The organism is Mesorhizobium subarcticum (assembly GCF_055456085.1).
On the sequence record NZ_CM144237.1, the window covers coordinates 569,608 to 581,849 of the forward strand.

General features: G+C 63.7%; 14 protein-coding genes and 1 tRNA gene. 12 read left to right on the forward strand and 3 right to left on the reverse strand.

Translation table 11 applies throughout. From position 1 onward, the window contains the following. Positions 1-9 precede the first annotated feature (9 nt). A complete protein-coding gene (locus tag ACZYHG_RS02655; protein ID WP_464612412.1) occupies positions 10-1,155 on the reverse strand; it encodes a hypothetical protein in 1,146 nt (381 codons plus the stop codon). Positions 1,156-1,443: 288 nt separating this feature from the next. Between ACZYHG_RS02655 and ACZYHG_RS02660 the strand changes: the two genes are divergently transcribed. Then, positions 1,444-1,519 (forward strand) — tRNA-Thr (locus tag ACZYHG_RS02660). A 5-nt stretch (positions 1,520-1,524) separates the two neighbouring features. Here ACZYHG_RS02660 and ACZYHG_RS02665 read toward each other — a convergent pair. Continuing rightward, positions 1,525-1,827, reverse strand: coding sequence for a hypothetical protein (locus tag ACZYHG_RS02665; protein WP_464612413.1), 303 nt, complete (start codon positions 1,825-1,827; stop codon positions 1,525-1,527). Positions 1,828-2,161: 334 nt separating this feature from the next. Here ACZYHG_RS02665 and ACZYHG_RS02670 point away from each other — a divergent pair, with 334 nt between their 5' ends. From ACZYHG_RS02670 to ACZYHG_RS02720, 11 genes are all read left to right on the forward strand, one after another. Further along, the gene (locus ACZYHG_RS02670; protein ID WP_464614601.1) at positions 2,162-3,145 is read left to right on the forward strand and encodes a YihY/virulence factor BrkB family protein; all 984 of its coding nucleotides are present in this window, start codon (positions 2,162-2,164) and stop codon (positions 3,143-3,145) included. A 138-nt stretch (positions 3,146-3,283) separates the two neighbouring features. Then, positions 3,284-4,264 carry a glycosyltransferase family 8 protein gene (locus ACZYHG_RS02675; RefSeq protein WP_464612414.1) on the forward strand — a complete coding sequence of 327 codons (981 nt, stop codon included), beginning with the start codon at positions 3,284-3,286 and terminating at the stop codon, positions 4,262-4,264. A gap of 92 nt (positions 4,265-4,356) precedes the next feature. Next, entirely contained in the window at positions 4,357-4,545 is a 189-nt protein-coding gene (locus ACZYHG_RS02680; RefSeq protein WP_027032923.1) for a YodC family protein, read from the forward strand. A 113-nt stretch (positions 4,546-4,658) separates the two neighbouring features. Continuing rightward, the gene (locus tag ACZYHG_RS02685; RefSeq protein ID WP_464612415.1) at positions 4,659-5,102 is read left to right on the forward strand and encodes an EF-hand domain-containing protein; all 444 of its coding nucleotides are present in this window, start codon (positions 4,659-4,661) and stop codon (positions 5,100-5,102) included. A 45-nt stretch (positions 5,103-5,147) separates the two neighbouring features. Next, on the forward strand, positions 5,148-5,684 hold the full coding sequence (locus tag ACZYHG_RS02690) for an RNA polymerase sigma factor (protein ID WP_464612416.1): 537 nt from the start codon (positions 5,148-5,150) through the stop codon (positions 5,682-5,684). Between the two features lie 113 nt (positions 5,685-5,797). Beyond that, entirely contained in the window at positions 5,798-6,250 is a 453-nt protein-coding gene (locus ACZYHG_RS02695; protein WP_464612417.1) for a hypothetical protein, read from the forward strand. Then, positions 6,247-6,702, forward strand: coding sequence for a periplasmic heavy metal sensor (locus ACZYHG_RS02700; protein WP_464612418.1), 456 nt, complete (start codon positions 6,247-6,249; stop codon positions 6,700-6,702). The genes ACZYHG_RS02695 and ACZYHG_RS02700 overlap by 4 nt, the downstream gene beginning before the upstream one ends. Positions 6,703-6,811: 109 nt before the next feature. Beyond that, positions 6,812-7,090 (forward strand): GCG_CRPN prefix-to-repeats domain-containing protein, encoded by a 279-nt coding sequence (locus tag ACZYHG_RS02705; RefSeq protein ID WP_032926672.1) that lies wholly within the window; start codon positions 6,812-6,814, stop codon positions 7,088-7,090. Positions 7,091-7,192: 102 nt separating this feature from the next. Next, positions 7,193-8,701, forward strand: coding sequence for a DUF1800 domain-containing protein (locus tag ACZYHG_RS02710; RefSeq protein WP_464612419.1), 1,509 nt, complete (start codon positions 7,193-7,195; stop codon positions 8,699-8,701). 50 nt (positions 8,702-8,751) lie between these two features. After that, the gene (locus tag ACZYHG_RS02715) at positions 8,752-9,990 is read left to right on the forward strand and encodes a DUF1501 domain-containing protein (RefSeq protein ID WP_464612420.1); all 1,239 of its coding nucleotides are present in this window, start codon (positions 8,752-8,754) and stop codon (positions 9,988-9,990) included. Positions 9,991-10,178: 188 nt separating this feature from the next. Next, positions 10,179-11,867, forward strand: a complete 1,689-nt coding sequence (locus ACZYHG_RS02720) for a sulfatase-like hydrolase/transferase (protein WP_464612421.1) — start codon at positions 10,179-10,181, stop codon at positions 11,865-11,867. Positions 11,868-11,967: 100 nt separating this feature from the next. Here ACZYHG_RS02720 and ACZYHG_RS02725 read toward each other — a convergent pair whose 3' ends face one another. Beyond that, positions 11,968-12,222 (reverse strand): GCG_CRPN prefix-to-repeats domain-containing protein, encoded by a 255-nt coding sequence (locus tag ACZYHG_RS02725; RefSeq protein WP_080681077.1) that lies wholly within the window; start codon positions 12,220-12,222, stop codon positions 11,968-11,970. Between the last annotated feature and the right edge of the window lie 20 nt (positions 12,223-12,242).

The window sequence follows — 12,242 nt, forward strand, 5'->3', positions numbered from 1 at the left end:
GCCCGACAATCACGGCTCGATCGAGACTCGAATCTCGTAGATGTTGACCGCCTTGCCCTGCTTGTCGAAATCGGAATTGACGGCGATCGTTCCGGCCGAACCCGGATGCTTGTCTGGGAATTGCACGTCGAACAGATATTCGTTGCGCTGCTGGCCGACCGCGTAGCGCTTGCGGCCGCAATCGCCGAGTTCACCAAAATTGCAGTCGACGGAGATCTGCGTGTCCTTGCCGTCCTCGGCGCGCGCGATGATATCGAACACGGCGTGCTTGCCGGCGAGCTTCTCCAGCACGCCCTGGCCGACGTCGAAGGCGACCGCCGAACCGGAGGGGCCGGACTGGATGCGCAGGAACGGCCCGCCGTCGTCCTTCATCACCTCGGCCTTGGCGTCCGAGGGAGCGGCGACATGCGTCGGGTCGGTCGGTGAAAACACGTTGATCCAGTCGCGCGACTGGTCCGCCGCACCGGGCTTGGCCGGCGCGTTGGCGCCGTCGGCCGGCGTGAAATCGTCGCCTTCGACGGTTGGCGGTGCCTCCGGCGGTGCCGTGTCGAGCTGCGCCGCCGTCTTGAACACGCCGGTCTGTATGGCAAAGAATACGCCGATGCCGATCGCCGCAAGCAAAGTCACCGTGAAGAAGATGGCGGTCAGCGGCAGGCGACGTCCACGAACGCGGCGCTCATCGCGATCGGGCGCCACTTCCGTTGCGGCTCCCGTGGCGGCAGGAGTGGACATATCGATCGCCGGCGCACCAGGTAGCGTCGCATCCGGCATGATGTCGGGAACGACCGGCAGCACGCGCGAGCGCGGCGCGTCGGATGCGGGCTGCCCGGGTCCGTCGACGGCGACAGCGGGCGACGGCGTCTTCTGGCCGATCTCGATCGCGGGCGCTGCAGTGGCCAAAGGCTCGGCCGCTGGTGCATCGACCTGCGGGCCGACGTCCGGCACCGCCGGCAGGAACTCGGATTCGATTTCGGTGATCTTCTCCTGTATCGCCTTGCGGCGCTTGATGGCGACTTCCACGGTCACGCCGGGATTGGCCTGGAGCGCACGGTCGAGCGCGGCAAAGGCCGACCGATAGACCCTCTCGCGGAACGCGCGGTCCTCGGCATTGCCCTTTTCCAAGGCGTTCCGGATCGCTTTTTCGATCGCGTCCAAGCGAGGTCCCTCTGCAAATTGCCCCAACCTTCCCTGATGGTTAGCCGTAGGCGACCAATCAATCAACGGGCCGACGGCGCATTCTGCCTCTACGGGCCCTCCAAAGTCCATCTTGGCGATGTTCCGGCAAACAAAATCGGACTATGTCGGCGATTCCAGCGTGCAGGGACGCGCAAACCCTGGTTTCGATCGCGGTGGGCGTTCGCGCATGATTTGCCAAGTCGCATCTTGAATTCGCGGCCGGTTGAGTCTATCACCCAGCCCATCTTGGAGGCTCTGGCCTCCCGGGCCGCTTTAGCTCAGTTGGTAGAGCACATCATTCGTAATGATGGGGTCAGGTGTTCGAGTCACCTAAGCGGCACCAAAATCTCAGACCTTTGCCGACCCCAGTGATCCACCTTCCTCATCGATTGCCTCGGCGATGTATTCCCTGAGGTCGCCGACCTCCTCTTGAATGTCCTCAGCCGCGATGCCTTGGTCTTTCGCATCGGCGATGCACTGGCTGGCAAGTTCCTGCGCCACGTCGATCCCAGCGGGGACCTGGGTCGGTTGTTCGACGATGTGCTCCTCGATCCAATCTTCAACAAAGTGGCCGGCTCGGTTGACGATGAGGTCGGCGTCGTCGGAAAGGTCCGCCTCGGCTTTCAGGTCATTCTTGGTCAATGCCTTCATGGGACTCACCTCAAAATGGACTGGGTTGCAACGTTCATGGGCCGCCAAAAGATGCATCGGGCTGACGAAAAATCACTGTCGGTCGGGTCGAGCCCTCAATCCCCGGGACTTCCAACCCTGCATCGCGGGAACAGTTCGTCCTTTCGCAGCGTTACAGGGCACGCTTTGGATATCTTTCCGAGCAAGGAGCGGGCTATGACGGGCGAGGCATCCAGCACTCCAGTCGACATTGAGTAAGGAGCGCCGCGTGGCTTCGAAGGCGACAAAGAGCCCGCAGCCCGCCGGCACGCGATCCTCGCTGATCGATGGAGAAGCGGTCAGTCGCGCCGCTTCAATGACGCAGGACGACAAGGCGACCCTGCGGTCGGAGCACGGAGACCGTGGGCGCGACGCGGCATGGCCGTCAGAAATCCCGGCACTTGGCTGGAAAGATATCTTCTGGCGGCTCTGGGAAGAGTTCAACAAGGACCGGGTCCTGCTGGTCGCAGCCGGCGCCACCTTCTACCTGCTGTTGGCGCTGTTCCCGGCGCTCGCCGCGTTCATCTCGATCTACGGCTTTGTCGCGGATCCGGTCACGGTTGCCGACCATGTCGCCTATCTCAGCGGATTGCTGCCGTCGGGCGGGCTCGACCTCATTCGCGATCAGTTGCAGGCCCTGGCGAGGCAGAAACCCGGCACTCTCGGCACCGGTTTCTTTGTTGGCCTTGGCATCGCGCTGTGGAGCGCCAACAGCGGGATGAAGGCGCTTTTCGATGCCATGAACATCGCCTATGAGGAGCGCGAGAAACGCAGTTTCCTCATGCTCAACCTGAGGTCGATCCTGTTCACGCTCGGTGCGTTGCTGATCGGTATCGTCATGTTGCTGACGGTTGGCGTGGTTCCAGCGCTTTTGCGCTATTTCTATCTCGATGCCTGGACGGGAACGCTTGTCGCTGTATCGAGATGGCCAATCCTGGTTGGCGCCATGCTGACCGGCATTTCCCTGCTCTATCGCTTCGGGCCGAGCCGCGAACACGCGAAATGGCGATGGCTGAGTTGGGGCGCCTTGATTGCGACGGTGGCGTGGATTGCGGCTTCCTGGCTGTTCTCGTTCTACCTGCAGCATTTTGCCAACTACAACGCCACATACGGGTCGCTGGGCGCGGTTGTCGGCCTGATGATGTGGACGTGGATTTCGGTCATCATCCTCATCGCCGGGGCGGCCATCAATGCCGAGATGGAGCATCAGACGGCAGTCGATTCGACCACCGGTCCGGCCCGGCCGATGGGCAAGCGCGGCGCTGTCGTTGCTGACACGCTGGGCAAGATCGCGGATTGACGTGTCGCTGCACAACAGTCCGTACGAACGGCTGCTGCAGCGTCCCGCATGGCGCTGCTGCAATGCGGATAATGCGTGCAGCTTGACTCCTCATCCAACGCACAGCGATATGCACGATGCCAGACGGGGTTGGTCAGCTTGCCAAAGTCGTGTTTCTTCCTCGCCGCGGACAGCAACTACTTCCCGTATGCCTGTCTTGCGGCACTGCGCATAACCGATGTCTCTACCCCGATCGACGGGTTCATCCTGCAGATGGGCGTCGGCCGCGACGATCTCGAAATCGCGCGAAAGCTGCTTGGTGACCGGATCAGCCTTATCGACGTTTCAACGTACCTGTCCGACTTCGCCGCAAAGAATGGCAGGCTTGGGCTTTCCGCCTACATTCGCCTTTTTGCCGACGAATTGCCTGAGTTCGCGTCCTATGACCGCATTGTCTATGCGGACTGCGATATCCTTTTCAACCGCTCGATCACGGATTTGGCCGATACCGGACTGAAGGCGCCGCTTCTCGCCGCACATGATATTCCGTCCTATTTCGACATGACCTATCGGCGAAGGCTGCCCTTGCGGCCGGGTGCCCCCAAGTTCAATTCCGGCGTGCTGGTGTTCAACATGCCGTTGGTGCGAAGCGGTGGCTTTTTGGCTAGTTCCCGGCGATTTGCCGTCGACCACCCCGAGCTCTGCCAGGCCTTCGATCAGGATGCCCTGAATGTTGCCTTTGAAGGGCAATGGCAAACCATGCACCCTACCTGGAATGTGATGACCAATTTCAGTGGCCAGATTCCCTTCCGTCAGGCCTGTGCCCGGCATTTCAGCTGGGGAAAGCCATGGTCGGACAAACCCCTTGGTGTCGAGCCGGAAGCCATGGCTATTTATCGCGGGCTGGCGAAGGGGACGCCATGGTCACCTCGCTTCGACCGGCACGCCTCTCATGTCGGGAATTTCATCAAGCGGTTCGGCCGGAAGTCCGATGCGTTGATCGGCTTCCTGACCAAGGACGAAAAGCTGAAACGGCGATCTCGTTTCGATGCCATCAAGACCAATGATTTGTTCGCATCCCATGCGGATCAGGAGCTCCTGGCCGTGCAGTATCCGGAGAAGGCGGCGGGCTATGCCTAACAGCGCGCGTACAAGGCCGGCAAATCATATCCGGCATTGTCGAGACCGGGGTTTGGTGGGACACTCCTTGGCCTCAGCACGGGAGGTCCAAAATGCCCAACACTTTCAAGACCGGAGACGTCGTCAAGCTGAAGTCGGGAGGCCCGAAGATGACGGTCAGCGATGGCGCCGCTTCCGGCATGTATCTCTGCCACTGGTTCAACAAGGATGGCGACGTGTGGACCCCGCAGCATGCGGGCTTCAAGTCGGAACAGTTGGTAGCCGCCGACCAATCGACGTAAATCGGGGCGATCGACCCAGGCGACCGACGGATTTCCCCCGTTGCGGCGTTTAACGGTTGAAGCGTGACCATGGCAAAGGCCGTGGCCAACGCGCCAACCGGAGACGCCGAAGCATGAAAAACCGTTTGATCCTTGCCGCTGCCTTGAGCCTGCTGACCGTTGCGGCTCTCGCCCAGACAGCGACACAGCCTCCGGTCACCACGCCCCCCGCTGCCACGCCCCCTGCCACAGCCCCGGCCGCGCCAAAGGCCAAGTCGGAACTGACGCTGGCCAAGTTTCAGAAACGGCGGGAGAAGGCGATCATGGCCGCCGACACCGATGGCGACGGCAAGATCAGCCTGTTGGAGTGGGAGGCCTTCCAGGCCAAGCGCGGCGCCAAGGGTGACCCCGCCAAATCCTTCGCGCGGATCGATTCGAACCATGATGGCTTCATCGATCGCGCAGAACTGGATGCCTTTTTCGCCAAGCGCTTCGCCAAACTGGACAAGAATAGCGATGGCGTGCTGACGCCGGACGAGATGCCAAGCCACAAATCCGCTGTCAAGCCGGCGCAATGACCAAGAGGCTATGACGCGTAATGGATATCGGGAGTGCGCCAGCCGATGAGCGCCGATCCGGACGAGGAGCTTGTTCGTCGGGTCGGTGCTGGCGATCCCGCGGCGGTGCAGGCGCTGGTCGCGCGCAAGCTGCCGCGCATCCTTTCGCTTGCCGTGCGCATGTTGGGCGACGCGGCGGAGGCCGAGGACGTCGCTCAGGAAACCTTTGTGCGCATCTGGCGTCATGCCGCGAGCTGGCGGCGCCGCAATGCGCGCTTCGACAGCTGGATCCACCGGGTGACACTCAATTTGTGCTACGACCGGCTGCGCCGGCGCCGCGAATGGGTGACAGACGAATTGCCGGAAATGATCGACCCTGCCCCGCTTCCCGACGCCGGCGACGAGCCGCATCGGATCGAGCAGGCCTTGCAGGCAATCGCGCCGCGCCAACGCGAGGCGATCATCCTGGTCTACTACCAGGAGATGTCCAACATAGAGGCGGCGGCGACGCTCGAGATCAGCGTCGATGCGCTGGAGAGCCTGCTTTCGCGCGGCCGTCGGGCCTTGCAGATGATCCTGGCCAAGGACGGCGTCCATGGCTGAGAAGAGCGCGACCATCAGGCATCCATCGCGCGTTGCAAGCGCCGGCTGGGGGCCAGTTTGGCGCGTTTCCAAACCGCGTGGGCGCGCGGCACCAATGGGCAAGGGGAAGGCAAATGGCTGAAGACACTGAAGACGGACCGGCAATGGATGCCAGGCGTTTCGCGGCGCTCGCCGAAGCCTATGGCGGCGATTTGCGCCGCTGGCCGGATGCGGAGCGTAAAGCTGCCACGACCTTTGCTCCGAGCGAGGCGGGCCAGGCCATTTTGCGTTATGCCGGCACGCTTGACACCTTGCTTGACAGCCACAAAATCCCACATCCCGGCAAGGCGCTGCATGACACGATCCTGCGCGTCGCCGACCGGCATCTCGTCCAGCGCCGGCGCCAGCGGTTCTGGTGGCTGGGGCTGGGACTTGCCGGTGTTGGCCTGGCTGGCGCCATCGCCGGACTGGCCCTTGTGACCGTCGTCACGCCCGAGGTCCAGCCCGACCACTATCTGCTCGATGCCAACGCGACGGCGTTCGGCGATGCCGGGCCCGAGGCCGACACGATCGAGGAAGACCTATGAGCACAGGCCGTAACCTCGTCATCGCGTCGGTGGTGCTGAATGTCTTCCTGGCCGGTGCGCTTGCTGGCGGGGCTGTCTGGATAAGAAGCGGCAAATCGGGCCAGGGCTATTCGCTGGAAGCGGCCGGCGGCCGGCTTCCCGACCAGCAGCGCATGCTGTTCCGCAAGGCACTGCGCGAAGTCCGCCGCGAGTCGCGCGACATCATCCTCGATGGCCAGCAGGCCAGGCGCGAGGCGGCCGATTTGCTGCGCCAGCCCGTCCTTGACATCGCAGCCTTGTCGGCGGCGCTGGAGCGAGCCCGCAATGCCGACATCACCGTGCGCACAAGGCTGGAGCAGCGCATCATCGAGTTCGCGGCGGCGGGTTCGGCCGACGATCGCAGCGTGCTGGCGGAGGGCCTCGCTAGACGCAGCGGGACGCAGCCGTCAGCGACGCCAAAAAAATCACCGTAACGACCGACGGAAAACACCGACCGGGCCCGTTTAACGAATGAAGGGCAGAACCTGCTGGGCCATCTGGCACCGACAGGTTTTCGATCTCGGACAACTTCGGAGCATGGTCATGAACTATCTGACAAAATACGCGATCACCGCCGCTCTCGCGGTGACCGGAACGGTTGCTACGGTGGCGGCATCCTCGGCAATGCCGCTGGCGCCGCTTGCCGGCCCGGCGCTGGTCGAGCACGTCGCCTGGGGTTGCGGGCCTGGCTGGCATCCCAATCACTGGGGCCGCTGTGTCCCCAACCGTGTGGTGGTCTACCCGCACTATTACTATGGGCCCGGCCCCGCCTTCTACGTCTGGCATCCGCATCACCACTGGCATCGCTGGCATCACTGGTAAAGGCTACGGGGCCGGCCACGCCGGCCCCCACGTCCCCAGTTGAAACGGCTCGAAACGGCTTCAGGCGCCGCGCGCAGGAAGCCCAAGCAATGGAGAGCTGACTTGGCTATCCCGGCCTCCAAATCCCCGCCAGATCCAGCCCCAGATCCAGCTCTTGTCGCCTTCAACCGCTTCGGGCTTGGAGCACGGCCCGGTGACCGCGACAGGATTGCCGGCGACCCGCGCGGCTACCTGAAGTCGGAACTGCGGCAGCCCGACATCGCGCTGATCTCGCTCGATGATCCGGCCTATGACGGCCTGCTGGGCAGCACGTCAGCCATCCATGCCAGCATGGCGGCAAATTTCCAGCGCAAGCTCGACCGCGAGCATATGGCCACTGCCCCAACGCAGCCGGCGACGGCGAGCGTTCAGGCCATGTCCGCCCAGGCCGCATCGGCCCAGGTTACGCCGGCCCAATCCGTATCGCCGCCCGCAGCTCCGGCCAAACCCGCACCGCCAATCGAGGCCACGCTGTTTCGCGCCGAAGCCCAGGCGCGCTTCGACAAGGCCTTGCGTGCCGAGGCCGGCTTCGTCGAACGTCTCGTCTATTTCTGGTCGAACCATTTCTGCGTCTCGGTAGCGAAGGACAACATTGTGCGGGCCAGCGCCGGTGCCTTCGAACGGGAAGCCATCCGCCCCTTCGTGCTCGGCCGCTTCGCCGACATGCTGATGGCGGTGGAGCGGCACCCGGCGATGCTGTTCTATCTCGACAACCAGCAATCGGTCGGCCCGGACTCCCGCGCCGGCAGGAACCGCCAGCGCGGCCTCAACGAGAACCTCGCCCGCGAGATCATGGAACTGCATACGCTAGGCGTCGGCAGCGGCTATACCCAGGCCGATGTCACCAGCTTCGCCCGCATCCTGACCGGCTGGACGATGGCCGGGCGCGAAGGACGGCTGGGCGAACCCGGCAGTTCCGTCTTCAACGCCAATGCCCATGAGCCCGGTGACGCGGTGCTGCTGGGCAAGACCTATCCGGCCGGCGGCATGGGCCAGGCCGAGGCGGCGCTCAACGACATCGCCAGCCATCCGGCAACGGCACAGCACATCGCCACCGAGCTCGCCCGCCACTTCATATCGGACGAGCCGCCGGCGGCGGTGGTCGCGCGGCTCGCCAAAGTGTTCACCAAGAGCGACGGCAATCTCAGGGCACTGGCGTCGACCCTCATCGACATGCCGGAGGCGTGGTCGACGCCCTTGGCCAAGATGCGTTCGCCCTTCGACTATATCGCCGCCATCCGCCGCGCAGCTGGCCCAAGCCCGGCGAGCGATCCCGGCCAGTCGCTCAACTGGCTCAATGCGCTTGGCGAACCGCTCTGGCAGCCGCCGGGGCCGAACGGCTTTTCCGACCAGGCGGACAGCTGGGCATCTGCCGAAGGCATGAAAATCCGCCTCGATATCGCATGGCAGGCGGCCCGCCAGGTCAAGGACATCGGCAATCCCAACGACATGCTCGACGCCGTCATCGGCCCCTCCGCCTCGCCGGAGACGCGGCAAGCGGTCGCCCGCGCCGAGTCCAAGCAGCAAGGCCTGGCGCTGCTGCTGATGGCGCCGGAATTCCAGAGACGATAGCGCCAGCCAAGATACCCCCCGGCACCGACAACTCCAGTGGAGACCACGTCATGAGCCTGCTGTGTGAAACCCCTCACCCGTCCCGCCGCGCCATGCTGATGACCGGCGGCGCGCTGTTTGCGTGGGCCTATCTGCCGCGTTTCGCCCGGGCCGCCGACAATCGGGATCCGCGCCTGATCGTCATCGTCCTGCGCGGCGCGCTTGACGGCCTGTCGGCGGTCGGTCCGGTCGGCGATCCCGATTATGCCGGCCTGCATGGCGATATCGCTCTCTCGCTAACCGGCCCGCATGCGGCGCTGCCGCTTGATGGTTTCTTCGCGGTCAATCCGGCAATGCCGGTGTTCGCCAGGCTGTTCAAGAACAAGCAGGCCGCGGTGGTGCACGCCGCAGCGACGGGTTATCGCGAACGCTCGCATTTCGACGGCCAGGATGTGCTGGAAAGCGGTTTTGCCGGCCCTGGCCATGTCGCCACCGGATGGCTCAACCGGGCGCTGGAAAACCTGCCGGCGGGCGATCGCGTGGCGACACTTGGCGGGTTGGCCGTCGGACCGTCGACGCCGCTGGTGATCCGCGGTGCTGCCCCCGTGCTTGGCTGGGCGCCGCAATCCCTGCCGGCGCCGGCCGGCGATCTCGCGGCCCGGGTTCTCGACCTCTACCAGCATCGCGATCCGGTGCTGGCGGTGGCCCTGCAAAAAGGCCTCGACGCCGACCGCATGGCGCTCGACGACCAGATGGCCGCCAAGCCAATGAAGCCGAAGGGTGGCCTCGACAGCGCCGCCGGCATGCGGCAGGCCGCGCAAGGTGCGGCCAAGCTGATCGCGGCCGATGACGGGCCACGGGTTGCTGCACTCGCCTTCGACGGCTGGGACACGCATGTCAACGAGGGCGGCGCGACCGGACGGCTCGCCACCTTGCTCGGCGGCCTCGACGGTGCCTTCGAGGAGTTCGAAAAAGGCCTCGGTGAGCGTTGGAAAGACACCGCAATCGTTGCCATCACCGAATTCGGGCGCACGGCGCAGATCAACGGCACGGTCGGCACCGATCACGGCACCGGCACGGTGGTGCTGCTCGCCGGCGGCGCGATCAAGGGCGGCCGCGTCATCGCCGACTGGCCGGGCTTGAAGCCGGCACAGCTTTACGAACAACGCGATCTCGCGCCGACCAGCGATGTCAGGGCGGTGCTGAAAGGGTTGCTGGCCGACCAGTTCGGGCTATCGGCCGCCGCTCTTGGGGGCAAGGTGTTTCCGGAGTCCGCCGCGGTGACGCCGATGCGAGACCTCATTGTCTGAGGCGCCACCGCGAGCCTCGACCTCACGCCATATGGGTCAGCATTAAGGTTAAATTCACTATAGATTTGTTCTTGCCGCGCAAATATTCGAAGAGTTTCCCAAAACTATGCTGAGGCATATCAATGGGAAAATTTGCGGCTCAGCTTCAACATCTCTTTTGGCTACTCTGCCATCCGCTGACGTTGGCCGTGATCAGTCTTGCCGGTGTCTTCGCCGCCAACCGCGCCGAACACGAATGGCTGTCGGTGCCCTTCTCGCTGGCACTTGTCGCAGCCCTTGCCGGACTGCTGTTCCTGGCTTCCGGCCGCCTTGCCTTCTCCGTCTATCTCGCCTGGATGAGCATCGCCTTCGTCACCGCGGTTTCGGCGATCAAGTTCCGCATGAAGGGTTTTTCCCTGCATTTCTACGACGCGGTTTTCGTATCGAGGGATCCCGAAGTATACCGCTTCCTGCTCGGCTCCTACCTCCATCTGATCCTGCCGGTTGTCATTGCGCTGGTGCTCGGCGTCGCGGCCGCGATCCTGCTGTTCCGGATCGACCGACGGATTGGCTGGCCGGTGTCGGCACGCGTTCTGGTCATGGCGGCGCTCGCCATTCTGGTGCCGCTGACCTTTCCGGCCGAGGCATCCAAGGACCGCTATTTCTACTATATGCAGGGTCGGCACATGTCGGCCTTCTTTGTCTCGCTGCTGGATCTGCGCAACCTGGTCGTCGAGCAGGCATTCGAGAAGCGCCTGCAAGCCGTTGCCCCGCAAACACCTTTCGCCGATACGGTCGACTGCGGTGACCGGGCAAAACTTCCGGACATCTTTTTCGTGCTGAGCGAAAGCCAGTCCGATCCCGGCTACTTTCCCCAAGTGAGCAGCGGAGCAGGCTTCCTGCAGAGATTCGCACCCAGGGCCGGTACGCCGCATCCCTTGCAGGTCGAGACCTTTGGCGGCGGCACCTGGATCACCAATCTGTCGCTGATGACTGGCCTTTCAGCCATCGATTTCGGCTGGCGAAGCCCGTATCTGACGATCACTTTGCAGGACAAGGTGGCCGGCGCCCTGCCGGAGGTGCTGGCGCGCTGTGGTTATCGAACCGCCGTGATGACGCCGATGGATTTCACCTTCGTCAATGAAGGGCCGTTCCTGAAATCGATCGGCTTCGAGACCGTGCTCGACATCAACGACATCGCCGCGCCCTTCTATCATCTGCGCGACGTCTTCTACTATCATGCGGCCGAGGCATTCATCGCCAGACACCGCAAGGAGGACAGCCGGCCGCTGTTCCTCGAAATCCAAACCATGTTCCCACACTCGCCCTATGAAGGCCGGATGGAGCCCGACCTGAAGGTCGCCGGCGAGCCTTTCTCGGATGATTTCCAGGTCAACGAATATCTGCGCCGGATGGCGGTGGCGCGGGGTGACTTCCAGGATTTTCTCGACGGCCGCAAGGCGGATGCCGGCCAACGCGGCGCTGTGGTGCTGGAGTTCGGCGACCACCAATCGTCGGCGACCAAACCGTTCGTCGATGCGATCGCCGGCGAAGATGCCCTGGCCAGGCCGGAGTCGATTGCCTACCGCACCTTCTACACGCTCACCACCTTCAACCATCCGCTCAGTCATCCAATGCCTGACATGGCACCGCTCGATGTCGGCTTCCTCAGCGCCAGCCTGCTCGATGCCGCAGGCCTGCCAATGTCGCCTGTGATGGCCGATCTCGTGCGCCTGCGCGACCATTGTGGCGGCAGCTTCCATAGCTGCGCAGATCGCGCCGCAGTGGATGCGCATCTGCGCCGGCGCGCCGATTCCGGCCTGCTGCATCTGTTCCCGCAGGCCGCCCCACTACCTGTCCGTGCCCAACAGCTTCAATCAGTGGCCGCCGCCCGTTAACACGGCGCAATAGAAGCCTGGTGGCGTCACAGGGGACGCCACCTTTGGCGGAGACGCCGATGCCGCTTCGGAGGCGGCCGCGCGTCGATCCGCTCCGTGATTACCAGTGGTGGTGCCAGTGGTGGTAGTGATGGTACCGCCAGTGTCCCGGCCGGACTATAATCACGCGACGACGGTTGGGCACGCAATTTCCCCACCGGTTCACGTGCCAGCCAGGGCCGCATCTCCAGCCGACGCTTTCGATTGGCAACGCAGCGGCGCTAGGCTTTGCCATGGGCAGGGCCTGCGAGCCGACGCTCGAAAGCGCCAATGTGCCTGCCGCGACTGCGATTGGCAGAATGTATCTGGTGAGCATAATCTTGTCCTCCATGGTTC

Coding starts and splice junctions, on each gene's coding strand:
- ACZYHG_RS02665 (WP_464612413.1), bottom strand. CDS start 1,827: ATGAAGGCATTGACCAAGAATGACCTGAAAGCCGAGGCGGACCTTTCC.
- ACZYHG_RS02670 (WP_464614601.1), top strand. CDS start 2,162: ATGACGCAGGACGACAAGGCGACCCTGCGGTCGGAGCACGGAGACCGT.
- ACZYHG_RS02680 (WP_027032923.1), top strand. CDS start 4,357: ATGCCCAACACTTTCAAGACCGGAGACGTCGTCAAGCTGAAGTCGGGA.
- ACZYHG_RS02685 (WP_464612415.1), top strand. CDS start 4,659: ATGAAAAACCGTTTGATCCTTGCCGCTGCCTTGAGCCTGCTGACCGTT.
- ACZYHG_RS02690 (WP_464612416.1), top strand. CDS start 5,148: ATGAGCGCCGATCCGGACGAGGAGCTTGTTCGTCGGGTCGGTGCTGGC.
- ACZYHG_RS02695 (WP_464612417.1), top strand. CDS start 5,798: ATGGCTGAAGACACTGAAGACGGACCGGCAATGGATGCCAGGCGTTTC.
- ACZYHG_RS02700 (WP_464612418.1), top strand. CDS start 6,247: ATGAGCACAGGCCGTAACCTCGTCATCGCGTCGGTGGTGCTGAATGTC.
- ACZYHG_RS02705 (WP_032926672.1), top strand. CDS start 6,812: ATGAACTATCTGACAAAATACGCGATCACCGCCGCTCTCGCGGTGACC.
- ACZYHG_RS02715 (WP_464612420.1), top strand. CDS start 8,752: ATGAGCCTGCTGTGTGAAACCCCTCACCCGTCCCGCCGCGCCATGCTG.
- ACZYHG_RS02725 (WP_080681077.1), bottom strand. CDS start 12,222: ATGCTCACCAGATACATTCTGCCAATCGCAGTCGCGGCAGGCACATTG.